Annotated in this window: 24 protein-coding genes; 16 read left to right on the forward strand and 8 right to left on the reverse strand. The window is 42.9% G+C overall.

The window, feature by feature from the left end; all coding sequences use genetic code 11:
- Positions 1-27 precede the first annotated feature (27 nt).
- A complete protein-coding gene (locus tag ACOOFG_RS00350) occupies positions 28-192 on the forward strand; it encodes a transposase (protein WP_420421656.1) in 165 nt (54 codons plus the stop codon).
- A 60-nt stretch (positions 193-252) separates the two neighbouring features.
- Positions 253-1,386: an RNA-guided endonuclease InsQ/TnpB family protein gene (locus tag ACOOFG_RS00355; RefSeq protein ID WP_420421657.1), complete on the forward strand. Its 1,134-nt coding sequence runs from the start codon at positions 253-255 to the stop codon at positions 1,384-1,386.
- Positions 1,387-1,423: 37 nt separating this feature from the next.
- Here ACOOFG_RS00355 and thrS read toward each other — a convergent pair whose 3' ends face one another.
- Positions 1,424-3,349: a threonine--tRNA ligase gene (gene thrS, locus ACOOFG_RS00360; RefSeq protein ID WP_420421658.1), complete on the reverse strand. Its 1,926-nt coding sequence runs from the start codon at positions 3,347-3,349 to the stop codon at positions 1,424-1,426.
- 37 nt (positions 3,350-3,386) lie between these two features.
- On the opposite strand from thrS, the gene ACOOFG_RS00365 reads away from it, so the two are divergent.
- Positions 3,387-5,924: a hypothetical protein gene (locus tag ACOOFG_RS00365; protein ID WP_420421659.1), complete on the forward strand. Its 2,538-nt coding sequence runs from the start codon at positions 3,387-3,389 to the stop codon at positions 5,922-5,924.
- A gap of 85 nt (positions 5,925-6,009) precedes the next feature.
- Positions 6,010-6,684: a hypothetical protein gene (locus ACOOFG_RS00370; RefSeq protein ID WP_420421660.1), complete on the forward strand. Its 675-nt coding sequence runs from the start codon at positions 6,010-6,012 to the stop codon at positions 6,682-6,684.
- Positions 6,685-6,741: 57 nt separating this feature from the next.
- On the opposite strand, the gene ACOOFG_RS00375 is transcribed toward ACOOFG_RS00370, so the two are convergent.
- Entirely contained in the window at positions 6,742-7,089 is a 348-nt protein-coding gene (locus ACOOFG_RS00375) for a hypothetical protein (RefSeq protein ID WP_420421661.1), read from the reverse strand.
- A 719-nt stretch (positions 7,090-7,808) separates the two neighbouring features.
- On the opposite strand from ACOOFG_RS00375, the gene ACOOFG_RS00380 reads away from it, so the two are divergent.
- Complete coding sequence (locus ACOOFG_RS00380) at positions 7,809-8,543, forward strand: hypothetical protein (protein ID WP_420421662.1); 735 nt, start codon at positions 7,809-7,811, stop codon at positions 8,541-8,543.
- Here the strand turns inward: ACOOFG_RS00380 and ACOOFG_RS00385 are convergent.
- Complete coding sequence (locus tag ACOOFG_RS00385) at positions 8,529-8,822, reverse strand: hypothetical protein (RefSeq protein WP_420421663.1); 294 nt, start codon at positions 8,820-8,822, stop codon at positions 8,529-8,531. The two genes, ACOOFG_RS00380 and ACOOFG_RS00385, sit on opposite strands and share 15 nt — an antisense overlap.
- Positions 8,823-8,840: 18 nt before the next feature.
- On the opposite strand from ACOOFG_RS00385, the gene ACOOFG_RS00390 reads away from it, so the two are divergent.
- Positions 8,841-9,590, forward strand: a complete 750-nt coding sequence (locus ACOOFG_RS00390) for a hypothetical protein (protein ID WP_420421664.1) — start codon at positions 8,841-8,843, stop codon at positions 9,588-9,590.
- Here the strand turns inward: ACOOFG_RS00390 and ACOOFG_RS00395 are convergent.
- A complete protein-coding gene (locus ACOOFG_RS00395) occupies positions 9,587-9,916 on the reverse strand; it encodes a hypothetical protein (RefSeq protein ID WP_420421665.1) in 330 nt (109 codons plus the stop codon). The two genes, ACOOFG_RS00390 and ACOOFG_RS00395, sit on opposite strands and share 4 nt — an antisense overlap.
- A gap of 83 nt (positions 9,917-9,999) precedes the next feature.
- Here ACOOFG_RS00395 and ACOOFG_RS00400 point away from each other — a divergent pair, with 83 nt between their 5' ends.
- From ACOOFG_RS00400 to ACOOFG_RS00415, 4 genes are all read left to right on the forward strand, one after another.
- Positions 10,000-10,782 (forward strand): hypothetical protein, encoded by a 783-nt coding sequence (locus tag ACOOFG_RS00400; protein ID WP_420421666.1) that lies wholly within the window; start codon positions 10,000-10,002, stop codon positions 10,780-10,782.
- Between the two features lie 39 nt (positions 10,783-10,821).
- Entirely contained in the window at positions 10,822-11,601 is a 780-nt protein-coding gene (locus ACOOFG_RS00405) for a hypothetical protein (RefSeq protein WP_420421667.1), read from the forward strand.
- Between the two features lie 14 nt (positions 11,602-11,615).
- On the forward strand, positions 11,616-12,560 hold the full coding sequence (locus ACOOFG_RS00410; RefSeq protein ID WP_420421668.1) for a patatin-like phospholipase family protein: 945 nt from the start codon (positions 11,616-11,618) through the stop codon (positions 12,558-12,560).
- Positions 12,561-12,661: 101 nt separating this feature from the next.
- A complete protein-coding gene (locus ACOOFG_RS00415) occupies positions 12,662-13,909 on the forward strand; it encodes a hypothetical protein (protein ID WP_420421669.1) in 1,248 nt (415 codons plus the stop codon).
- A 157-nt stretch (positions 13,910-14,066) separates the two neighbouring features.
- On the opposite strand, the gene ACOOFG_RS00420 is transcribed toward ACOOFG_RS00415, so the two are convergent.
- Together ACOOFG_RS00420 and ACOOFG_RS00425 are read right to left on the reverse strand one after the other, a co-directional pair.
- The gene (locus ACOOFG_RS00420) at positions 14,067-16,832 is read right to left on the reverse strand and encodes a hypothetical protein (protein ID WP_420421670.1); all 2,766 of its coding nucleotides are present in this window, start codon (positions 16,830-16,832) and stop codon (positions 14,067-14,069) included.
- A gap of 141 nt (positions 16,833-16,973) precedes the next feature.
- Complete coding sequence (locus ACOOFG_RS00425; protein ID WP_420421671.1) at positions 16,974-18,656, reverse strand: hypothetical protein; 1,683 nt, start codon at positions 18,654-18,656, stop codon at positions 16,974-16,976.
- Between the two features lie 120 nt (positions 18,657-18,776).
- Between ACOOFG_RS00425 and ACOOFG_RS00430 the strand changes: the two genes are divergently transcribed.
- Genes ACOOFG_RS00430 through ACOOFG_RS00450 form a run of 5 tightly spaced genes read left to right on the forward strand, consistent with a single transcriptional unit; the run spans position 18,777 to position 22,275 of the window.
- Positions 18,777-19,499 (forward strand): glycosyltransferase family 32 protein, encoded by a 723-nt coding sequence (locus ACOOFG_RS00430; RefSeq protein ID WP_420421672.1) that lies wholly within the window; start codon positions 18,777-18,779, stop codon positions 19,497-19,499.
- Complete coding sequence (locus ACOOFG_RS00435) at positions 19,486-20,193, forward strand: glycosyltransferase family 32 protein (RefSeq protein ID WP_420421673.1); 708 nt, start codon at positions 19,486-19,488, stop codon at positions 20,191-20,193. The genes ACOOFG_RS00430 and ACOOFG_RS00435 overlap by 14 nt, the downstream gene beginning before the upstream one ends.
- 2 nt (positions 20,194-20,195) lie before the next feature.
- Positions 20,196-20,897 (forward strand): glycosyltransferase family 32 protein, encoded by a 702-nt coding sequence (locus tag ACOOFG_RS00440; RefSeq protein WP_420421674.1) that lies wholly within the window; start codon positions 20,196-20,198, stop codon positions 20,895-20,897.
- Positions 20,898-20,899: 2 nt separating this feature from the next.
- Positions 20,900-21,553, forward strand: coding sequence for a glycosyltransferase family 25 protein (locus ACOOFG_RS00445; protein ID WP_420421675.1), 654 nt, complete (start codon positions 20,900-20,902; stop codon positions 21,551-21,553).
- Between the two features lie 20 nt (positions 21,554-21,573).
- Entirely contained in the window at positions 21,574-22,275 is a 702-nt protein-coding gene (locus ACOOFG_RS00450; protein WP_420421676.1) for a glycosyltransferase family 32 protein, read from the forward strand.
- Here the strand turns inward: ACOOFG_RS00450 and ACOOFG_RS00455 are convergent.
- Positions 22,269-24,056 (reverse strand): MFS transporter, encoded by a 1,788-nt coding sequence (locus ACOOFG_RS00455; RefSeq protein ID WP_420421677.1) that lies wholly within the window; start codon positions 24,054-24,056, stop codon positions 22,269-22,271. The two genes, ACOOFG_RS00450 and ACOOFG_RS00455, sit on opposite strands and share 7 nt — an antisense overlap.
- 92 nt (positions 24,057-24,148) lie before the next feature.
- Here ACOOFG_RS00455 and ACOOFG_RS00460 point away from each other — a divergent pair, with 92 nt between their 5' ends.
- Entirely contained in the window at positions 24,149-24,541 is a 393-nt protein-coding gene (locus tag ACOOFG_RS00460; RefSeq protein WP_420421678.1) for a nuclear transport factor 2 family protein, read from the forward strand.
- A 40-nt stretch (positions 24,542-24,581) separates the two neighbouring features.
- Here the strand turns inward: ACOOFG_RS00460 and ACOOFG_RS00465 are convergent, their stop codons facing one another.
- Positions 24,582-24,824: a hypothetical protein gene (locus ACOOFG_RS00465; RefSeq protein ID WP_420421679.1), complete on the reverse strand. Its 243-nt coding sequence runs from the start codon at positions 24,822-24,824 to the stop codon at positions 24,582-24,584.
- Position 24,825: the final 1 nt, after the last annotated feature.

A 24,825-nucleotide genomic window follows, 5' to 3' on the forward strand; every position in this document is an offset into this window, starting at 1 on the left:
CAGGGAAAAGAAGCGCACAATTGGTTTGTGGTTGAAATTAAGCATAAAAGAAATCACATTCACTTGTTTTTGAGTTTTTCTCCTTCTTTCTTGATTTCCGAAGTCGTCAAAACTATTAAGGGTCGGTTTACTAGAAAAGTATTTCAAAAGTTCCATATAATACAATTGAAGTTTTTGAAGAAAATGATTTAGTCTCTTTCTTGCTATGTTGAAGCAGGTCGAGCGGTACATATTAGAAATAGGTGCTGACAGGTGAAAAGAACAGTTTGTATCAAAATAAGGCCCACTATAGAAGAAGAGAAGGTGCTCTTTGCCCTCAGAGCTGAGTTTTGTAAAGGTTGTAACCAAGTTGCGAAAATCGCCTTTGAGCAAAACTGCTTTAACAAAGTGAAGCTCCACCACCTTTCCTATTATCACGTAAGAAAAGAGAGCTCCCTTGGATCTCAAATGGTTTGTAATTCTATACGGGCGGTCACAGGAGCCTACAAGGCGCTGAAATCTCGAAATAAAAAGAAAGACCTCCCGCTGATTGAGTTCAAGGAAAAAAGTATCCACTTTGATAAGAGAACCTATAGTATCAAAAATGAAAAGCTCTCCCTTTACACTATGAAAGGAAGAATTTTGGTTCCTATGGTCTTGGGAGAAAGGCAGAAGGAATTGCTTCGCCTGGGGGCTTTTAGAGAAGCCGAACTTGTTTTTACTAGAGGCAAGTGGCTTTTCAATCTCGTGATAGAGATACCTGATGCTCAGCCTTCCTTGAAAAGTGGAGTGATGGGAGTTGATCTTGGGGAAAATAATCTGTTTGCAACTAGCACAGGAAAAATAAGCGGTGGAAAAACTCTTCGAGACAAACGAGATCGCTATCTTGCTCTTCGCCGTCGTCTTCAACGCAACGGTTCTAGATCGGCAAAGCAGTTGCTGAAAAAAATCTCTGGCCGAGAAAGACGACATGTTAAACAAATTAACCACGAAGAGAGCAAGAAAATAATCGAAGAAGCGATTCAAAAAGATATTAGAAAAATCCATTTGGAGGATCTTAAGAATATTCGAAAGAGAATTCAGGGGAAAAAAAGAGAAAGAACGCGTCTCCATCGATGGCCCTGGAGGCAATTGCAACTTTTTGTTGAATATAAAGCTGCAGCTCAAGGAATTAAACTGTGCTACTTTGATCCTGCTTTTACTTCGAAGTCCTGTCACGAATGTTTGAAAAAAGATCAATTGGATTGCAAACAAGTGAAAAGGGTAAAGCACCTTTTGGAGTGTAACAAGTGTGGAAACCGGGCGCATGCTGATGTCAATGCGGCATTGAATCTTGCTTGGTTGGGAAAGTCTGCAGACTCTCTCAGGGGCGTCGTAAGTCGTCCTAATGTGTGTACTTTGGTATAACATAATTTAAAAGCTTCTCAATTTATTGAGGAGTTGCTTACTTGCCTTCCTGGTAAGGTGATGTTAGACGTCTTTCCTTATATTCGCTTTCGATGTTTTTTAGAAAGTCGTCAAGCTGGATTTCACCGTGCACGACGTTATCTCGTGTTCTAAGTGCGATCGTTTTATTGGCAACTTCATTATCGCCAACAGTCAACATGTAATTGATTTGATGAATTTGGGCGTTGCGCACTTTTTTCCCAACCGATTCATGTGAATCATCGACATCGCATGAAAAGCCTGCTTGTCGGATCTTAGCTGCAACTTCATGCGCATACGGCGCGTGTGTATCGGCAACAGGAATGAGGCGAATCGGCAGAGGACTCATCCATAGTGGAAACTTGCCAGCAAAGTGTTCAATCAAGATGCCTAAAAACCGTTCAATCGATCCAAAAATCGCACGGTGAATCATGATTGGGCGCTTGAGTGAGCCATCAGCATCTTTGTATTCCAAATCGAAACGCTCTGGCAGTGCCATATCGAGCTGAATCGTTCCACATTGCCATGCGCGGCCTAAAGCATCGTGCACGTGCAGGTCGATCTTGGGACCGTAAAAGGCGCCATCCCCTTCGTTGATTTTGTAAGGAAGTCCGGCAGCATCAAGTGCTTTTTGTAATCCTTGTGTTCCAACTTCCCAGTCTTCATCGGTTCCAATCGAACTTTCAGGGCGTGTGGAAAGCTCAAAGGTGTATTTCAAACCAAACGTTTCGTAAATCTGCTTTACAAGATTGAGGACATTTAAGATTTCATCTTGAATTTGATCGGGTTTCATGAAGAGGTGCGCGTCGTCTTGATGGAAACCTTGCACACGGAACAAACCGTTCAATGCGCCAGATGGTTCATGACGGTGGACATGTCCAAATTCAGCAACACGCAAGGGGAACTCGCGGTAGCTATGCGAATGGGATTTGTAATAAAGCATGCAGCCGGGACAGTTCATCGGCTTGATGGCAAACTCGCGCTCTTCCGAAACTTGGGAAGTGAACATGTTTTCGCGGTAGTGTTCCCAGTGTCCTGAAGTGACCCAGAGCTCTTTTGTCATGAGCTGAGGAGTTTTGATGATTTGATATCCTTCTCGCAAATGGGTATCGCGCCAAAATTCGACAAGGCTGTCCCAAATGGCCATTCCATTCGGATGGAAGAAAGGCATTGCAGGAGCTTCTTCTTTAAACGAAAAGAGGTCAAGTTTAGTTCCGATGATGCGGTGATCACGCTTTTTGGCCTCTTCAAGCATGAAGAGATACTGCTTCAGTTGCTCGCGGTCTGGAAAAGAAATGCCGTAAATACGTGTCAGCATTTCATTATCACTATTGCCGCGCCAGTAAGCGCCAGACGTTTTCAGGACTTTGAAGGCTTTGATCTTGCCTAAGTTTGGCAGGTGCGGCCCGCGGCAAAGGTCGAAAAAGTCTCCTTGACGATACGCGGTGATGGGACTTCCTTCATCGAATCCTTCGATGAGCTCTTTCTTGTAAGGATTGCTGCCAAATTCTTTGAGAGCATCGGCTTTATCTTCGAACCGGTGCAATTCGGGTTTGAAATTTTCCGAGAGAATTTTTTTGATTTCCTTTTCGATCTTTTTGAAATCTTCGTCGGAGATGTGCAAGTTAGCAAAGTCGTAATAAAAACCGTTTTCAATTGGTGGTCCAATGGTTGGCTCGGCATCGGGCCAGAGGCGTAAAACGGCTTGGGCGAGAACGTGGGCCGAGGTGTGCCAGAACACTTCTTTTCCTTCTGCGTCTTCGAAGTGCCAGAGCTTGACTTCATCACCCTCTTGAAGGGGGTGAGAGAGGTCGGTTGTGTTTCCGTTGATCTCAATTGCGATGGATTGGTGGGGCTCGCGCAGATTTAGTTTTTCTGCAAGATCCTTTCCAGTGGCTCCATCTGGAAGATCGATTTCATCTTTTTCGTATTTGACTTTTGGCATAGAATTCATTCTACAGGAGATGGTAAAAAAGGAAAAGATGAACGTCGAAGAAGAAGAAAAGATTGCCAAAGCCTTGGCTGTGACAGACATTCAGGAACCCTTTTTGTTCCGCAGTCTTGCGCGTGCCCGGATGCTGGCAAATCTTATGATCGACGAGCAGGGAATCCTCCTGAAAAAGAAGCTCCCCTCGTTTCGCTCAGGTATTCAAGGGGAAAACGACAAGCAAGTGGTCGAACACTTTCACCACGTTTTGAATGCGCTCCACAGCAGCAAAGATCTTCTCAATCTCTTTAACCGGTTCAAAGTGCCTGTTGCCAACAGGTATATTGAAACGCTTGTTCTTTACTCTCTTGGCCTTCCCCTCAAAACCAAAGTGACCAATCGTGAACTGCGCCAAGCTGTCTTAACTGCGCTGCTGACACCCTTGCGGCAAAATGTGGGCTCTTGCTTTGCAACGGCGCCTGGAATCATCATCCAATCGGAGCAAATGGAGCGTCTTTTACTCGATCTTTACGATCTCATCATGACTTGCAGCTTATCACGCACTTTTGGTGGTGTGCAACACGCTGTGCCCATCAGTCCTAGCTGGGGAATGGGCGATCTCAAAAAGCCGATTTCATCGGTCAGAGTTCTCGAAATGCCTTCGATGCAAGCGGCCTTTGAAGCTGCAGGCGTGCCGGTCTCAAAAATCAAACCGCCCTCAGAGCTCGTCTCAGTTGATACGTATATTCATGAGACCATTCGTAAACATCATGGACAAACCGATCAAGCCAAAGCCTTAGAAAAAGAAGCAAAAGAGACGTTCAAATCATTTACCGATCACGCCCTTCTTAAAGCCTGGGAATATACTCTGGCCTCTTTTTCCGATTACAAAGTCGAGTTTTTCCGTTGGAATCTCTATGCGAGCCTGGGGTTTGACCAAAACGAAGAAGGTGGGATTGGGCACCTCCTTTATCAAGCCATTCAGCAAAAACTGACACAGGCCAATGCAAAAACGGAAGAGCTCCATCAAGATTATGCCCGCGCGATCGACGAAGTCCGTATGACGCAAGCTCTACTGCGTCAAGCCTCTTCTCGAGACCGCGTCCGACAACTTAAAGCTGAACTAGACGTTCGCCTGCATCATGCCCAAGGGTGCAAAGACCTGCGGGATGATTCAAGCGAGCGGGCCGAAGAGCTGGCTCAATTTTTCAAGTTTCTGCTCGAGCAGTATGCGGAGCGGTTTCCTGAATACTTCCAAGAAATTTACGATGCCGAGATGTACGATATCCAAACGGGTCTCTACGATGACGCTCCTGCGGGTTTTCGTCTGCTTTACAAACATGGACGACGTGATCCTCTGGCATGGACACTGATTCATAACGAGAAAGAGTACCTCCAAGCTCTCAACCACTTTTTCATTGCTACCGAACCTCAAATTGCGGCTGCTAGCGAATGGGAAGAAGGAGAAAAAGAGCTCCAAGAACTGACGACACTTTTGATTCACCATCTCAACACCGATGAGTTTCTTTCCTCAGCGATCGAGCGAATGGGCAAAGCTCACAAAACCAAACAGTCGGGTGCGCTCATTGAAAATATTTCTCAAGTGGAAAAGAAACCATGGAGTTACACCTCGGGTGGAACGATGCACACCTTGCTCCGCTGTTACTACTGCTTAGAAAAAGATCTCTCGGAAGAAAGCCGCCCCATTGAAAACCCGATGGACCTGCTGGTCTTCTTACTCGACCTTTTGAAAGGATTACCTTACACCGCAACGAAAGCCTTTGAAGACAATCCAAGCAAAGGGATGCTCATGTATTCCCCCACCCACGCGTTTGTTTTGCGGCCAGGTCTGTCTCCTTTTAAAGAAGGTTGGCTTGACAAGGGGTTTAGTTACACCTGGGCGCGCGATAAAGTTCTGCATCCCGGAGAAGAATTTTATGAAGTCATCCGTCTCGATCGAGATACGCAAGAGTTTCTAGCTGAAGAGTTCATTCAAAAGCACTTTCCTCATCGAAGTCATGAACTCTTGCATCAATTTATGCCTAATGCTGAAACTCTCCACCTGCGAAGTTTTCGCACGCACCTCTTCAATTTTTTAAGTCCCCATCTTACCGAACCTATGGCTCTTGCCGATCGACTCGATGGCTACTTGCGCACAGCTTTTCCTCTCATTCGCCCTCCAGAACTTGAAAAACTCCTCCTCGACTTTCCCTCCAAGATTCAAAAGCAGTTTGCTGCAGAGCATCGCCTTCTCTACACCTCTTCAGGAGCATTCGATCATCTCTTTAATCTCATTGGAAACTTTGACCACCTAGAAGAAGCCTTTTCTAAACAGGGGCTTCTCCCACCTAAACCGCTCCTTTTTGCCGATACCAATTGGTCCAGGTACTACTTTGGGTTTGGGTACAATCCGGGTCTTGGCCTTCTCGATCTTTGGCGCCTCGATGCACGCTGCCGCGAGGGATACCCTCTTTCTGTTTGGCGTCCACTCCTCGATGGTTCTCTTCCCAAGCCGTGGGGTGTTCTGACTTCTCCATCTGAGTACAGTGGAACAGCGCTTCCCGACTTCACCCTTTTAAAAAAGAAAGTGTAGCCTTAAAGTTAATTTTAATTTTATTGTTTGCGCGTTTATTTTGTTTTGGTTATTTTTTTTCTGCATTTAAAAAAAGGAGGAAAAAATGTCAGTAAATCCTAATGGTTCTTATGCAAATATCACAATGCTGTATGCAGCAGCTTTGCAAGAATTCGCAAGTCATGGTGGTGACGATCAAAGTCAGAGAGTTGAAGAAAGTTCACAACCAGTACTAGACATTCAGGTTCACTTCAAACAATGTTTGTATCCTGAAAATCAACACTACGTAGGTGCTGAAATGCCACAAATCATTGCAAATATGTTAGTGGCACTTGGAAACCTTGACTTGTCTCATAACATTTCATCAGCAGAAGATTTTGGATCTATTGCACAAAACTTAGTAAATCTTGATACGCAATTGCAAACATATCAGAGGACTGCAATGATAGATGAGGGTTTTGAGCATAATTTTAAGTTGAGACTAGAACCTTTTTGGAACACTCTTGCTAATAAGGCAAAAGAAGGGCTAGTCCGATTAACAAACATAGATAATTACCAGCACCTAATGGATTATTGTAACAAAGCCCCTAGAAGGTATGCAATTGATCACCTAGAACGCACGCTGAAAAGCCTTATCGCTGCTAGGGGTGGTCGACAAGCAAAAGAACAGCTTGCAATCAACTTCTTAAGAAAAATGCTTGATATAATAGAAAACGAGCAAGAGATAAAGCTTTCAGCCGACCTTAATAGTTCGTTAAATTTTCAATATCCTATGACCTAACTTTAAGCCTCTTAAAGTTGAGGATTTCCTATCTTTTTCCTAATGGAAGCTTCCTACTCAATTTGTAGGAGATAGATTCCAAAAAGGATAAGAAATAAGCTCTTGTATGCTGCGAATTTCTTGGCATACAGGGCTTTCATTTGAATCAAGCACTGTTATCTTAAGCTTCAGGCTTGTTAAATTTTGGGGAACCAAAATTTGGGGAAACAGGTTTTCAGGAGTGAAAATCGATAAAAACTCCCAATTCAAACCGTCCGAACTGGCTTCGCATTTTACTTTCGCAAACGGAGGGCTTAGTTTGAGTAAAACCTGAGAGATTTGTTGTTGACCAGTAATGTTATTTGGTTGTGCAGATTCAATTCGGCTCATTATCCATTCCTTTTTTTTATGTATTAGCAGCAGCATTCTTATCTCTTATAGCTTTAAAATCAACGTTTTCTAAAAATGTTAACGGACAGCAGCCTCTAAAATTAATTTAATTTTTTCACTCCTCTTTGTTATCTCTCAAACATTTGTTTTGAGACTTTTCTTGATCAAATCGCTCCTTTTGCCAATACCAACTGGTTCCGGTGTTACTTTGGATTTGGGTACAATCCAGGTCTTGGCATTCTCGATCTTTGGCGTCTTGATGCGCACTGCCGCGTAGGATATCCTCTTTCTATTTCGCGACCGCTAGATGTTTCTCTTCCTAGATAGTGTCGTCACAAGATGGGCAATAAAGGAGCGGCTCATGGAAAAAAAGTTCAAGGCGATTAGATAGCAGGAAGCCCAAATCGGGCTTTCGAAGGAAGGCAACAACGAAATTTTCTCCAGGAGTCGTTTAAGTATAGACCAACTTGTGACGACATTATCTAAAACTTGAGGAGTTTTGACATCTCCATCTGTGTACATTGGAACCGCACTTCTCGACTTCACTCTTTTAAAAAATTAACTGTAGCCATAAATTTAATTTTATTGTTTGCGGGTTTTGTTTGTTTTAGTTATTTTTTTTCTACATTTTGAAAAAAGGAGGAAAAATATCAGCAATTCAACCTGCAGAACGTGCGTTGATCCAAAAATACTACCCAAATTGTGACTTCAGTCAAGCTGATGACAAATTAAGAGAGCTCGTTATAAACATCCGAATGTTTGAGTATGAGCAGGCGATTCATGAGCATCAATCTGACTCGTTTAATGAGCGAGATATTCAGGTTCATTTACCTCAAATTTTAATCCCACGTGCCCGTCGGTTTATCGAACTGCAGATGCCAACAGCCATTGCTGAAATGACACTAGCCCTTCAAGGACTCGACTTCTCTTTATATACACAGAATTGCGAGCGTAGGTTTTTATCAGAAGCAGAATTTGCTAAGATTACAAACAATTTGTTGTACCTTAAAGAAGGACGAAATAAGTACTTTAACGATAACACTCAAGTTCATTGTTTTGAGGAAAGCTTTCAAGCTAGACTCCAACCTTTCATAGGGAGTCTTTTTGAGCATCTTAGGAAAGGACAGGCCTCATCAGAAGCCTTTAAAGCAGTGCGTTTGAGAAGTTCTGAGATGTCTTGTAGCTCTGCCATGCTTGAAGCCGAAATGGGGCAAGCCCGAATGGAAAGCTTTCAACAACCTTGGGACCATCTCGTGAGTCATTTAAAAAGCCTATTAAATATCCATAATAATGAGACTATCCGAGTTGCAACCGAAGACCAACAGCAACAATTGCGTTTTTCAACTCAGAAAGAACGTGATGCAATCGACTTCTTGGACGAGATGATGGGATGGATTTATGGGACAAAAAAAAATAGCCTTCCTGGAAGGAAACCTATGGAGTTCCCCTTTCCAAAAGAACAACTATCCCAATACCTAAGAAAAAACTAAAATAGTATTCAACATTAGCTCTTGTATGCCGCGAGTTGCTTGGCATACAGGAGTTTCATCTTTATCAAGTCCTATGGCCTTAAACGTCCAGGCTTTGTTTTTGGGAAGATAGATCATTGGAAATCGGTTTTCAGGATTGAAACTCGAGAAATTTGTCCAATTCACATTGTCCTTACAGATTTCGCACCTTACTTTAGAAACCTCAGCGGGTAAATTAAGTTGAACGACAAATTGTTCTGTTTGTGTAGGAGAATTTGTTAACGCTCCAATTCGGCTCATTATCCATTCCTTTTTTTTATGTCTGCACATTTTCAAGTCAAATTAGATTCACCTCGACACGAACATCATGATCTAGATGAGCCAGAAGAGAGTGAGGAAATACCTTCAGAAGTTCTACTTTTAGCTCAACAAGAAATTAAGGACTTTTATCAAGCTGAACTTCCTGATTCGAGCGCGGATAGCATGAAGTGGGTGATGGAACGACTTGCGCCTGCAATGGCACAAAAAAAAATCAAAGTTCAACAAGTTGATATCAGAGAAGTTGAAAATTTTCTTCAAGACTTTAGCGTGGAAGTGGAAGAACAAATTCTCTTCCTTAATACTTTAGATATTAGCTTTTCAAGAGGACACGAGCTTGATAAGAGAACGTACCCCTCTACTGAAAAAATGGAACCGATCATTTCATGGGTAAAGGCAATTGGAAAGCGCTATGATTTATACAAAAAAGTTCCAAATTTTAAGCAAGATTTTGAAACCTTTTTTAATCCATTTGTTGCGACATTGCTTTGTCTCGTAAAAAATCAAGCATTGCAATCGCGCAACGCTCAGCTTGAGGCGTTGCTTTTAAATCAAGATAAGATGTCCGAAGAAGAATTTGTAGGTCAAAAATCTCTCATTGAGGCCCACATTCATTACTTAGAGACAAAACCTGCTCAACCCTTTCTTGAGTTTAGAGATCTCTTAAATCTTTCCCAGCTTCCATGGTTAGAAAGAAAGCCTACAATGGATGAGCAAGAAGCTTACCGATTTCTTGCAAAGTTCGTCTAAACTACCACGGTTGAATTGTGAATCAAAGAGCTTAAAGGACGCACTTTTTGGCAAATAGGTGCATCTTGATTCTCTTTCGTAAATCCCAGGACACAAAATTTCCAGCCGTCTAAGTTTTCTTCAGGGAGAGGAATTTCAATATTTATCGTTCCGCCCAAATAAGGAACAACCAAGCTACAGTTAATTTGAATTCTTGCGTCATTTTTGAAAACACTGCAATGAAATGTGTCAGGTGTTTGTAAATTGGGTTGGAGAGTGAGGGATAAATTGCGTTGTCTGATTTCACACATAGTCGATTCCTTGTCAAATAGTTGAAGAGGCGACATTCTTATCACTTTTAATTTTTAATTCAACACTTTCTTCAATGATCACTTGATCAAATCGCTAAGATCTCCAATACTTAGCGGGTATGCTAAGAACACTCATTTGTTTTATTTTGCTTTTGACACCTCTGTGCGCTCTTTATAACGGTAACCCTTCTCTTCCCGATATGCCGGAACGAGGGTTATGGGCCACTGGCGATGATTGGTGGGGAATCAAAATGGGTTACGAACTTGATGGAACCTTTTCCAAACGGATCAAAATCAAAAAGCGCAAATCGAGTATCAAAGATCTCTTCGATCAGTATCAATCCCTGAAGCAATTTGGTGTTTTAACCTTTAACATCATTGATCGGTTTGAGGTTTATGGGTTGCTTGGTGCGATGAAAATCGACATGGCTCAGCGCCCCGTTCGCAATGTCCGAGTAGAATATGAAAGTGATAGTCAACTCATCTGGGGTGTTGGTGGGCGTGTCGTCTTAGTTTATTGGGAGGAGGTGATCATGGGCTTTAATGCACGGTATAATGCGTCGAGGCTTGATTTAGATCGTCTCATTGTCAACGGCGCAGCGCAAAACCCAAAGGGTGCCAACATGCATTATCATGAGTGGCAAATTGGCGGGAGTTTTTCACGCGAAATCGGAAACATGATTCCTTACATTGGCTTAGCTTATGCTTCGCAGCATAGTTATTTGCGTAATATTCCAAGCACACCAGTTTACTCTTTCCGTGATGAAAAAATTAAAAACCGAAATCCGTTTGTGCTCTTATTTGGGTTGGGTATGACAAGCGGTCAAGCAGTCAATCTCAACATCGAAACCCGGTTAGTTGGAGAGATGGCATTGACAGGATCTGCGGATCTGCGTTTTTGACATTGCAAAATCTTTTGCATTTTCTTAAAATCCACAAATATGAAAAAACTTTTATTTATTTGGTTTTTTTTACTCACGCCGACGCTTTTTGCATTATACAACGGCAATCCAAGTGCACCTGCACTCATTGAAGAAGGATTTTTCTTCTGCAAAGAAAACTGGGTTTCTGTGAAAGCAGGCTATCAGCGCGATTGGGATTTCGATCGAGATATGAAAGCTGTGAGCAAATTTTCGGGGAGGATGAATGAGTTTTCTTACATTGCCGATCAAGGGGTGTTGACATTCAACTTGATCAATCGTATCGAGCTTTACGGATCAGCTGGAGCCGCGCGTTTTACAGCCACTCACATTCCGATGCGTGGAGTCCGCAATGAATATGAAACTCATAATCAGTTTGCCTGGGGCGTAGGCCTCAGAGGAATCATCTATAGTTGGGGCAACCTTTCTCTTGGAGCGGACTTTAAGTATGGGCGTGCACAACCCACCTTGCGCTGGATGACGACGAATGGCGTCCCTGTTCAACCCCGTCCTGGTTCAAAATTAAACTTTCATGAGTGGCAGTTTGGCGCAGGAGCCTCATATGAAGTGGGAATCTTTTTCCCCTATCTTGTCGTCAAGTATTCGAATGCCACAAGCCGTATCAAACACTTGCCAATGGGTTTTTTACCTGGTACCCGCCACTTCAACATGAAAAATCGTCGTAAATTTGGAATGGCGCTTGGGTGCTCCCTTTCTAATTTGAATCGTTTTTCTGCCACTGTAGAAGTTCGGCTCATCGATGAGCAGGCTCTAACTCTTGCCGGCGAAGTAAAGTTTTAGTATAATCCCCTCCTATGAAGAAGCTGCTACTTGGCATTGGCCTCTTACTAGCCGTTTTTACCTTGTCTGCTTGTCATCGTCATACGTTGGCTAGAGGTGAGCTCGAGCCAATTCCTTCTTTTGATCCCCCTGAAGCTCCCCCCAAAATCGCCTTAGTTTTAGGTGGAGGTGGTTCGAAAGGATTGGCCCATGTTGGCGTGATTCGGGAGTTGGAAGAGGCAGGGATTCATCCCGATCTGATAGTGGGGTGTAGTGCAGGAGCTTTAATTGGTGCCCTCTACGCCGACGATCCTGATATCGACCGTTTGGAAGATCTTCTTCTCGATCTGAAAAGAAAAGATCTGATGGATTTTTCGTTGTTTTCCTCTCGATTTGGGGTGGTCAAAGGAAACTCTCTTCAAAGTTTTTTAGAAGAAAACCTCAACTCTCATTTTTTTGGTGGGCTAAAGATTCCCCTGATTGTGGTTGCAACAGATTTGCACACAGGAGAGCTACTCGAACTCGGGGCAGGGCCTCTTGTTCCAGCCCTTTGTAGCTCATCAGCAGTTCCTGGAGTTTTTAAGCCTGTTCCCTATCTTGGTCGTTTTTTGGTGGATGGAGGAGCTGTCGATCCGGTCCCGGTACGCGTAGCCAAAAAGCTTGGCGCTCAAGTGATCATCGCTGTCGATGTTGGGGAAAGACTGAGCGACGATGAAATCGTCCATTTCTTTGGCGTTGTAAAGCGAGGATTAGAGATTTCCTATCGGCAACTATCCAAAGAAGCAGCCCGTGAAGCAGACATTCTCCTGCAGATGAACTTCCAAAGCTATGGGATGTTCAGTGACGATCAAAATCAAGAAATCTACGAAGAAGGACGTGCTAAAGCGCGTGAACTGATCCCCCGCATCGAACAAATCATTTCCGAGCGGGTCTCTGATTACACCGAAGACCATACTCCCCGTTGGCTTTTGTTTAAATAATCTGATTTAAACTCCTTGCTCTGGCGCAGTAGCATTGCTCTTTATTGAGTCTTCCTATACAATCTCCCCTCCGTCTGAACTAACTTTAACGTAATTTGTAGATGAAAACTTGGAAAGCACTAGCTCTAACTTCACTTTTTTTGACCCTTGGATCATTCCCCCTTCATGCTCAAGATGATGATGGCACACCCGGATTAGAGCAACGGGATATCGAAGCCCTACGGGACTGGATCAACACAAAACGGCAAGTCACCGTTAAAGAACGGGGCGGGAACCTCTCTATCAGTGGGGAAATCCGTACCGAGCTTCAATCAACCAATGAAAAGAAAGATGGCATCAAGCAACGTGGCCATGGAGGCGCAGTCCCAGGAACTGCCATGCGTGCGTGGGACGTTGAAGTGAACTTGATGCTGGATTACCGCACCGACCGCACCTGGGCAACGATTAAAATCGAATTTGATAATAATGCGGGAATCGTTGGTGGGACTTTTGATCGTCTATCTGTCGAACGCGCCTTTTTTGGAGGTCGCATTGTCAATGCTGATCTTTACACCATGGATCTAGAATTTGGACGTCGTTTCTTGAATTATACCTTCGATTCAAAGATCCAATTCGGATCTTTTATGGATGGAATTCTGTTCAAATATGATCATGCCTTGCAGTCGATTGGAGACTTTTACTTCCATGGTGGTCCTTTCCTCGTCAATGAGCGGATCGACCAATATGCCTATGTCGGAGAACTTGGACTGCTGAATATTGCAGGAACAGGTCTCTATTCAAAACTCTCCTTTATTAACTGGGACACGAAGAAAACAGCGGGTCGTTTGCGCAACTTGGCCTTCGACTTTCGCAATCTTCAATTCACATTAGGTTACAAATTTGTACCCGATTGGCTTTGGAAAAAGATCACGACTGTTTATGCCGCAGGTCTTTTCAACACGGCTGCTCGTCGTCATGAAGTGACAGACAACATGAAGCAAGCTTTTGCTTGGTACTTTGGCTTCTCGATTGGTGAATTGCGTAAGCAGTGGGACTGGTCTTTTGATATCAACTATCAGTGGGTCCAAGCTCAAGCTGTTCCAGACTTTGATGGCACAGGAGTTGGACGAGGCAATGCTGCAAAGTTTGGCCTCTATTCGAGACGCTCTAAAGGTGAAGGTGCAGCAACCACAGTTGACACTGCTGTTGGTGCAGGAAACTTTAAAGGGCTTTCTGTCGAGCTGCTTTACAACCTGACCAATAACATCACTGTTTACCAAGCTTGGCGCCAATCCGTGAATTACACAAGCGCAATTGGTCCAGACTTTTCTTATAAGCAATACGAAATCGAGATCATCTACGCATTCTAAAGCGGTCTGAGTACGCTCCACATCTTGGTGAGCCTATGGATCGAAATAGGAAATATCCCGATGGAATGGATTATTTAATAACACCGGGTTGAGGTCATAAAAAAAGCGGAAGTTTGCACTTCCGCTTTTTAGTTTGAGGTAAACCGTTATTCTGAGCTTACGACTCAGTGTCGGCATTTCCTTTGTTATCTCGATCTTCCTTAACAGTAGGCGAAGGAGAGGGGGCCTTGGCATCTTCTTTAAGAGGTGCAGTGTAGGGAGTAAGAGTTTCACCATCAGTAGTGAAAGTTTTTGCGCAAAGTTCATCAGCATTTCCGACACAGATATGACCCTTTGCGTTGATGCTGACAACGTCGCCTTTAGCGAAAGTATGTTCACCATGAACCTGTCCAATAGAGAGTGAGAACTCTTTACCATCATGAGTGACTTGAACCAAGACATTGTCATCTAACGTGACAGAAGAGTCCTTTGTCAAAGGAATAGTTGTCACAGTTGGTGCAGTGTAGGGAGTAAGAGTTTCACCATCAGTAGTGAAAGTTTTTGCGCAAAGTTCATCAGCATTTCCGACACAGATATGACCATCTGCGTTGATGCTGACAACATCGCCTTTAGCGAAAGTATGTTCACCATGAACCTGTCCAATAGAGAGTGAGAACTCTTTACCATCATGAGTGACTTGAACCAAGACATTGTCTTCTAAAGTAACTGGAGAGCCACTGGTCAAAGGAATAGTTGTCTTAGTTGGTGCAGTATATTGAGCTAGGGTTTCTCCCTCGAAAATGAAGGGATTGCCACAAGGGCCATCTGTAGTTGCAACACAAACACGTCCATCTTCATCTAGACTTACGACGTTGCCTGTCTCGAAAGTATAGCCTCCGACTGTCATACCATCAGAAATTGTGGTGTTTTTGCCATCATGCAAGACGTTAATACCTCTTGCATCTAACGTGAGGGAAGAGTCTCTTGTCAAAAGCTCTGGGAACTCATCGGTCAAAATAGGTGTGACTGTTACGTTAAAGGGAGAACTTCCTCCAACAATTGGTGTTAGAACTGTCTCGCATTTCTCACCGATGCAAAGGGTTCTATCAGCGGTTACACTTACTTTTGTTCCTGTTGCAAGCACTCCATTTGGATAGTCATGTGTATCAGCGACTTTTAACTTCTGTTGCCCTGAATCAGATTCAAAGCACACAACGTCTCCTAAAGCTGCAGTATGATTACCATCTTCTAACTTGACTGTACAGTCATCAGTTCCTGGGGTAGATCCTTTAAACATCGCACCAATTGCAGCAATGGCTGTTGGAGCGAGGCAGTAAATCCCCACACAGAGTGCAATTCCTCCCACAAGGTACAAAGTATTTGTTACTGTAATTTTCTCAGCGAGTTTCTCTCCGAACGTTGGATCAGGTTTGGGTGAGAATGGCATCCAAAGGCCCATTTTGTTGAACCTAACTGTCAGCTCATCACTTGCTTCTTTGCATAAATTGGTGGTGAGGGCTGCATTTGCTTGAAGTTCATCATGAAGGGTCTGCAGTTCTTCATTAGACATACCTAGAGCATCTGCTTTCGATTGGGGGTACAGCGCTCGAGTGGAGAGGCGTAGAGCATCAAACTTATTATTGAGAGCTTTTTGAACTTCTAGAGGTCTTGTTGCCCAGTATGAATGAGAGTCACTTCCATGATTATTGCAGAGTATATGGAAATGAATCGCTTGCTTTTCAGTTAACTTACTCGCTTCATCAGCTGAAAGACTTAAAGGAATGCGTTTGTTTAATTCTTTAGTAAAGGCATCATTCCAAGCTATTCTCTCGTCTATTGAAAGACCATCAAACTCAGCTGCATTTTGCTTGAAGTATCCGATAAACCAGCCTAAAAGATATTTTTCATCTTCGGTAGGATGCGCGATATCTTTAGGTGCTGTTGGCTTTTTGGAAGGTACAAGGCTGTGGTTTGGAGAAGCAATTTTTAATTCCACCATGCGGTCACTTAATGCTGTCGCTCTGGCTTCATCCACGGGATTTGGAAATTCTCTGAGATAAAAGCAAATCCAGCGAACTGTAGATTCTTGAAGTGTCGCAAAGTCTGTTGCTTCGTATTTGGTTAAGTGTTCTCCAACTTGCTTGGGCATGGTGTCTTTGCTAACAACAACTCCTTCGACAAGTCCAGCTTCGTAGAAAAGAGAGTTTAGATGCTTACGCTCAGTCACAGAAAAGTCTGTTGAACCTTTCGTGCTTTCTTGAAGGAATTTCAATTCTTCTGCTTCCATCTTCTCGCCTACCTTATCCTTGAAACCTTTCAAGGGAAGTTGTTGGTCAGAACCATTTTCTTTGAAACGCATATTCATGATCACGCGAATGGAAAGAGGAAGCTTATCCCATTCGGTACTATCTTCGTTAAAGCAATCGTAGTGGTAAGCAGCTTGATGCTGAGATAGATTTCGTGCCTCTTCATTTGACGTAGGGATAGGAGCGATTGAACTATCTTGCATATATTTCATGAAAGAAACGAATGCGAGTGTCGTCAATTTAGCGAGACCGTTAAATGCAACAACAGAAAGCATTTGGTCAGTTGTTAAAACTACACCTGTCCACTGCGAAGTTGCTTTTGTCGCATGTGGAGCTGCAAACACCATGGCAGCAAGTGTTAACGTGATGAGAGCCATTCGAGTAAAGTCAATTTCAGCTCCATCTCTTCCTGAGATGTATTCAATACCACTAAGAGCAGCAGCGTTAATTGCTCCTCCTACAGCGAATTCGGTTGGTGTTAACGACGCTGATGGGATCCACTGAAAAACTGAATAGTCACGAAGTTTTCCAATGGCTTCAGAACCAAGGTAGTATCCGGCTGTTGGAAGAGTCGCAAAGTTTAAAAGAGGATTCCATAGATGTTTGCTAGAATCGTTTTTCGTATCTGGGGTGCTCATGTCTGCCTCCTGGTATTTAGCAAAGTGAGCAGCATAAGCAAATAAAGGAATAATTTTCTCGAATAAAAAAATCTTTTGATAAAAAAAATTGTTTTGCTCTTGTAAATCTATTGCAAAACAATGATGAAGAAATTGTTAATTTTATGATTGTGGTTGCATGTCGATCACTGGACCGTGCATCAGAATATGGCAAAAAGACCAGATCGCACCAGCAAAGATCAATGTCCCACCTACAGCAAGTACGCGCATAAGATTCTTCGTTGTTTTTTCACTCTTTTCTGTGAGCAATGTATCCATTGTGTCTACGAAGGGTTGAATATGCATGAGTCGCGTTTGGTAGAAAATGCCTTCCTCATTGCAACGGTACTCAGTGTATTCATTCAATTGACCATGAGAGCTGTTTATTTGGACAAAGTTGGGTGTCCCAAATCTTTTAAACTCAGCGTTCCCACTTTTCTTTTTTCTCCAAATGTCTCCATTAGGCATGCGGTAATAGGTATATCCAGAGGCTGGATCTGTTCCCATGACTTTAGCTGAAGGTGTATGCCACATTTCTAAAGCACGTGTGCAAATTGTTCTACGTTGGGTTTCGGGCAGCTTATGAAATAGGAAGGGAGATTTCATAAACGATGTGAGAGCTGCTTCGAACTCTTCGTCTGATGCCTCTTCGATTGAAGCAAAAGTTTCTAGCGTTGCGTTTTCGAATGCTTCATGAAACTTTTGTTGGACAGGAAGGGGAAGAGTGTGCCAAGAAGCTCGTTTCTCTTTGAAATGGTCATTAAAGATTTGGAGGTGGTTGCTTGCCAATGGAAAATCACTTTCATTGGGAGTGAGGGGATAATAGATTGCTTTTCCACTAAACAAGACATTCAAAACGAGTTGTGTTTGGAGTGGAAGTTCAGCCCATTTTTCATATTGATAAGCGTAATAATTTTTGAGCCAAGGAATCATGTACGTTTCATTTTCGGAGACGGGGCTGTAAGAACTGGGATGAGGATGGTCGTTTGTTCTGAGGAAAAAAAGAGGGATATTTTCTGGCGGCGTAAGCTTGGCGTGAAAGAAAGCTTGAGCAAGGGCTGAAAAGGCCTTTGGGCTTTGTGGCACAGGCCTGCCATTGCGCAACGCCATGCGAATCCATCGGATTTTTTCAGGCGAGAGAGTTGAAATGGCATCTTCTGTGAGCTCTGCGGTAGAAAGAAGATCGTAGTCTTCACGCGCTGAGGGAGCGATTGGGGGATAGTCATTTTCATACAATAAAAGAGCCACTTTTTGACGATCTTTCAGAGAGGGGAGCTTAGATAAATCCATGGCATCAGCTAAGAAGTCCAGTTCGTCTTTTGAATAGTCGGTTCCGATTTCAGTGAATGTTTGGGAAGCAATCGGTGCAAACTTTTGCTCGGAAAATCGTTTGTTAAGAATGGTTTGGGTAAGAAGATCCAGCCCTTCAAATTTATCAGGATGAGCTCTGAAATGCGTGTGAAGAGGGCGGAGCTGGATGTCATAAAGATTGCGGACTTCTTCAGGACCTGTAACGTCTTTCAAAAAGAGAAATCTCTCACAAGCGACGCCAATGGCTTTGAAAGTAGCGACCACACCGAAGATCAGTAGTGACTGCGTGTGAGTGAGGATCGTTCCAGTCCAATTTGAGAGGCTTCTGGATAGTGGCGTGGCTAAAACTCCTCCGATTCCTAAGACCCCAAAAACGACCACTTGAGCTCGCCAAGACTTTTCTTCAGAAGCTAGAGTTTCACCTATTTTTAGAGAAGCCGCGCTTATTAGCGTCCCTAGTAAATAACTTTGTGGAGTTAATCCAGATAAGCTCATCTTATTGCCTGTATCTAATTAAGTTACGAAGAATATAAACAAGCCTCCAATTAAATGCATGTATTAAAATATTTTTTACACCTGTTGACAAGTAATAAATTAAATTCTACATACAGGAATATGGTCCCGAAAAAACTGCATTTTACTTATAAAAAATCTGAGCTTCCCGAGAAGTACCAAGCAAATTTGGCAAAGTGGAGCGATTTTTGCCCTGAGTGGGAGCTTTATTACTACGCCGACGAAGATGTCCAAGCTTATTTCGACTGCGAGTTTCCGGAGTATTCCCAAGACCTGCAAAAAATCCCAATGGGCGCGATGGTGGCGGATGTCTTCCGTTATGCGGTCCTTTATAAGGAGGGCGGCCTTTATAGCGACATCGACACCATCCCACTAAAAAAAATTCCCGATGAGTGGCTCAAGTATGATGCGGTAATTGGGTATGATTATCAACCTGACAAGTTTCCAGAGCTTTTAAGTAAGCAATGGAAATATGAACCTATTTACTGCCAATGGAGCTTTCTTTCTCGCCCTGGAAACCCTCTGTTTAAAGAAGCTTTAGATCGCTCTTTTCAAAGGCTTCGAGCTGCTAACTTTGAATCAAAAAGACCGATTGAAACCCTCATGTTGGCAGGACCTCTTTTATTCACATCAGTTGTTAATGACTTTAAGGATGTATCTAATCACTTGATTTTAGATGCGGATTACTTTGCCTCTAACGCAGCAAATAATTTCCCTAAAACCGAGCGTAGTGTGATTGAGCATCAATTTGATGGGCACCACGGTTGGAAAATGAATGTCGTGTTGCCACATGTGAATTTAGAGGGATCCGATGCCAATTCCTAAAAAGCTTCATTTCACTTTTGCTACAGATCAGCTTCCAGAAAGGTACCAAAGGAATCTCGAGGTCTGGCGCTCTGTTTGTCCCGAGTGGGAAATTTGTTTTTATACTGACAAAGATGTTTATGCCTTATTTGAGGAGCATTTTCCTGAGTACTTTGATGTTTTACCCAAGATTCCCTATGGAGCGATGCTTGCAGACTTTTTTCGGTATGCTGTGCTTTATATTCAAGGAGGGCTTTACAGTGATATCGACACGACTCCTCTTAAGCCGATTCCAGAGGAATGGTTGGCATTTGACGGTGTGATTGGGTATGAGTATCAACCCTCCAAATTTCCCGGCTCGTACCGCTTTCCTTGGAAAGATAAAGAGCTTTTATGCCAGTGGACACTACTTTCCAAACCAGGTTACTTCCTATTTAAAGAAGCCTTGGAAGAGGCGTTTCGACGTTTGGAAAAATTCGATTTTCAAGCAATGAGCATTACTGATGTGCTCTATACGTCAGGTCCCTTACTTCTTACCGACATTGCCCTACCCTACCAGAAGCGAAAAGAGTTGCTCACCTTAGATGCTGATTTTTTTGGATGCCGCGAAGATGAGAATCTTCCATTTACAAAGCGGAGTGTTATTGCGCATCAACGTGATGGAAAGGATCGATGGATGGTTCAGGTGAAATTGCCTCATCTAAACTTGAGGTGAGTATGATACCTAAAAAGCTCTACTTCACCTACAAAACCCCAACTCCTCCCGCAATCTATCAAGATATTCTCAACAGATGGCATGTGTTTTGTCCTGATTGGGAGCTCCATTATTTTTCAAATCAGCAGATCTACACCTTTTTTCAATCGCATTTTCCCGAGTATGCCAAGGAAGTTCTCAAGATCCCTCTTGGTGCCGCAATAGCGGATGTTTTCCGTTATGCCATTTTGTATGTTCAGGGGGGGATGTATACCGATATTGACACCATTCCAGTCAGAGCGATTCCTGAAACGTGGTTGACCTATCAAACTGTGTTGGGATATGAGTTTCAGCCTTCCAAATTTCCTCAAGTCCTGAAAGATCGATCCAATCCGAAGGATCTTTTTTGTCAGTGGACTCTTTTAGCAGCTCCTAAAGTTTCTCTCTTTAAAGAGATGCTCGATGAGAGCTTTACCCGCATGCGCAAGACGAACTTTACTTTTCCATCTGTAGAAAGTGTTTATCAGACGACGGGACCGAAAGCTTTTAACTCAATTGTTGAATACCACCTTCCTTCTCAGCAAATTCTCGCATTAGACATGGATTATTTTGGCGTGTGCGATAAGTATCTTAACGTGACAGACAGAACGGTCGTCAAACATCTCTTTCATGGCTATGAAGGGTGGAAATACGAAATTGATTGCCCACAATTGAAGTTTTATTAGAGATGGATGAATACCTTGGTTTAGACAGGCTTGATGGGATCGTTTACATCAATTTAGATCATCGCAGTGATCGCAGGGAAAGGCTTCTTGGAGAGTTTGATCGACTGAAGGTCAAGCAAGTGGAGATTCTGCGAATCCCAGGTGTTTATACTCCACTAAATGGTAGAATAGGATGTTTTTTGGGGCATATCCATGCGTTAGAAATCGCCCAAGAGAAGGGATGGAATAAAACGCTTATTCTAGAAGACGACGCGCAATTTTCGACGGATCTGCAAAGTATTGATCACTATCTAAAAGTTTTTTTCGATCAGTTCCAAGACGCGTGGGATGTATTTTTGTTTGGAGGAAAGTATTTACAGATTCACACGCTTTCCCCTCAGTTTTTTCAAGTCTTTGAATCGCGCCGCGCGCATGCGTACCTTCTTAATGCTCATTATTTGCCAACTTTGAAAGAGTGTTATGACAAAGGATACAAACAAATTGAAAAAGACACCTTCATCACCGATTCAGTTGGAAAGTCAGTCGATGTTATCTGGTCAGCAGAGCAACAAAAAGGAAGGTGGATTGCGCCAGTTGAGAGCTTAGCGAAGCAAGCAGAGGGGTTTAGCGATATCGTCTGCGACTATCGTAATTATCAGGAAGTCAACTTTAGTTAGAAGAATAGGAAGTTGCACCTATGATACCTAAAAAGATCTACTTTACGCACAAAACAGCAAAGCCTCCAGCTGCTTACATCGAAATCATCGAAAGATGGCATGCATTTTGCCCCGAGTGGGAACTGCATTATTTTTCGGATGAAAAAGTTTTCAAGTTTTTTCAAGCACATTTCCCCGAGTATGCAAAAGATCTTGCAAAGATTCCGATGGGGGCCATTCTTGCTGATGTTTTTCGCTATGCAGTCCTGTATGTTCAAGGAGGCATGTATACCGACATCGATACCATTCCAGTCAAAGCCATTCCGGAAGAGTGGTTAAGCTACCAAGCTGTGATTGGCTACGAATTTCAACCTTCGAAGTTTCCCCAAGTGGGACTGATCCGAAAGGAAGAATGTGAAGTCTTTTGCCAATGGACTTTACTTTCTCAGCCACGAGTGTCTCTCTTTAAAGAGGCTTTAGATCTGAGCTTTCAGAAAATGCGCGCAAACAATTTTGAGATTCATGATGAACGGGATACTTTGACATCTGCAGGCCCACTCACGTTTACATCGGTTGTTGAAAAGCATCTTCCGTCAAAGGAGATTCTCATTTTAGATATGGACTATTTTGGCGTGTGGGAAAACTATCTTACTGTGACGGATAGAACAGTTGTAAAGCATCTCTTTCACGGTTATGAAGGTTGGAAACTTCAGCTCGAACATCCCCAATTAAAGTTTTATTGACGGTCAGAAAACTCGACCACAATTTTCGGACGTTTGAAATGGACACGGTCGCGTTGATTTTTACGCGGCGTTTCTTGGATCGTCACAAACTTCAAATCAAATGTCTGTATTTTGCGCAGCTCACGTAAAAGCTTACCTGAAGAACGCTCCTTTAAAAATGAAGGATCAGGAAAGAGCAAGCAAGGCGTTTCTTCCTTGTCTAATTCATCGTGCAATTTTTGGACAAATGAGCGAAGCAAGTTTTCTTTCATGTCTTCAACATAGAGAAAATCAACGGATGAAAACATCCTCATAAACGAATCTCTGTATCGTTTTCTTTCGCGCGGAATGTAAAAATGCAGGCGCGGATCACTTGCTGAAAGTAAACAAAGCGGCAGACGCTCAATTTGCTCCATCACGAGAACAAACGGGCGTCCCTCTCCTTTTGGAGGCTGTTTAATCTCTACATTGTAAAGCGGACGTACAAAGAAGCGACAGATAAAATTGAAAAAATATCCTGCAAAGCGGGAAGTGACGGCAAGAACCATCAAGAAGATCAAGACTGAGGTGATGGTGAAGCCACGTGCAGCACTTAGGTTCATGATTCCCCCAAACAAGTAGAGGAGCATCGGAGCGACAAGCACTCCGCAAAAACTCAAAAAGTTCGACGCAGCAACAATTTGCCCTCGTTTTTGATCAGGACTATACGTTTGAATATAGGCGTCGAAAGGGACGATGTAGAATCCTCCAAACAATCCCAGTACAACTAGTGCGATGCAGGTCAGCACAGGTTGATGACTTAAAAAAGAAATCACAAAAAGCGTCACCGAAAGAAGCATTCCAGAAACGCAAGCAAGACCCACTTCAATCCGCTTATGCGAGATGCGGCCTGCTAGAAACGCACCAAAAGCAATTCCAATTGCCGTTAAAAGAAACAGGTAACCTCCGCCTACTTCACTTAGTCCCATGGATTGAATCGCGTAAGGAATCACATTGAGTTGAAAATAAGCCCCAATGAATAAAAAGGACGATCCCCCCAAAATCGCCACAAATAAGTACGGAATGGTCTTGGCGTATTTCAAGTTGCGATAGATTTCATGCGAAAAGAGCGGGTTGATTTTCTTTTCAGACCGTTTAGGTTCTGTGTAGGGAATGAAGAGAGAAGAAATAAACCCACCAATTGCAATCAACGTGCAAACACCCGCTGCCAAAGGAAAATTACGATCGGTAACCTGAGTCAAAAACGAAGCGAGAAATGTCCCGACAATAATGCCCAAATAAGTGAAAGACGTGATCAGTCCATTTGCCTTAGGAATTTTTGCTGGTGTGGGCACAAGTTCAGCAATGATGCTGTATTTGGGCGGGCCAAAAATGGCACTTTGCAACGAAAGCAAAAAGAGAAGACTGTAACTGGCCCAATCGCTTTTGAACATAAACGCGACAATGCCGAGCCCCATAATGATGACTTCAGTGAACTTGAGAAAGATGATCATCCGCTGTTTGCTAAACCGGTCAGCCAATACCCCTGCAGCTGGTGAAAACAAGAGAAATGGCAAAACGTAAATGGTTCCCACCCAAAAGAGAATTTCACTAGATTTATCGACCCCTTTCAAAGCGATGAAAAGAAAGACAATGAGAAATTTGAACACATTGTCATTGACGACCCCTAGAAATTGGGCACCATTTAAAAATTGCAATGCATGGCGCCAAAGAAAGGAATCCTTTTCTTTTCGGGCGAAGTGAAAACGAGAAAGATAACTTTCCCATCTTTGAATGAAGCTTTTCCGTTTACGAAGGGACATGCAAAATGCAACTTGTCTTTTTTTTTACATATTAGCTGACTTCCATCTTTTCATACCATTTGGTATTCTTATAGAAGATGAAGGAGTGCTACATGTCGCTACGTCCCAAAATAGAAATGCTTTTTTCAGAAGTGATTGAAAATCTCGAGTTTAATGAAAAGGTGTTTGCCGAGTTTTTTTCCCCTGACTACATCCAGCATGTCGATGGAAAAACCTTAAACTATGAAGCGCTTCTCAAGCACATGCAAGTGCAGAAAGAAGCCTTAAAAGAGGCCAGCGTGACGCTCGAGAGTTTCATCGAGCAAGGCGACAAATGCAGCACAATTCACCGCGTAGATGCCAAACTAAAAGAGGGGCGTGAGATTCAAATGAAGGTGATTGCCCATTTTACCTTTTCTGATGGAAAAATTATCGAGTGTGATGAGCTTACCCATCTCATCCAAGGGGATGATCAAGACCGAGACCTCGGATCTCGCACAGACTAGTCTATCTACCACCACTCTCCAATTGATTGAAGATCAGTTATCACAGAGCGTTGATTAACTTTTCTTTTGCCTTCGCTAGTATTTTTTCGAAGATTTCGAAGTTATATAGAATTCCTTTGCTACCGTGATGCATCAAAATGTTTATTGAAGGAGGATTATTTGCGTCTATAGATAGGTCTAGAAGTACCTCATCCTTATATAATACTTCTACAATAGGATATTCTTCATCAATCGGTGCAAAAAGAGAGAATTTTAAATCTTCAATATTTTTTATTTCATTCATA

The sequence above is a fragment of the Simkania sp. genome (assembly GCF_965215465.1).
Classification (GTDB): Bacteria; Chlamydiota; Chlamydiia; order Chlamydiales; family Simkaniaceae; genus Simkania.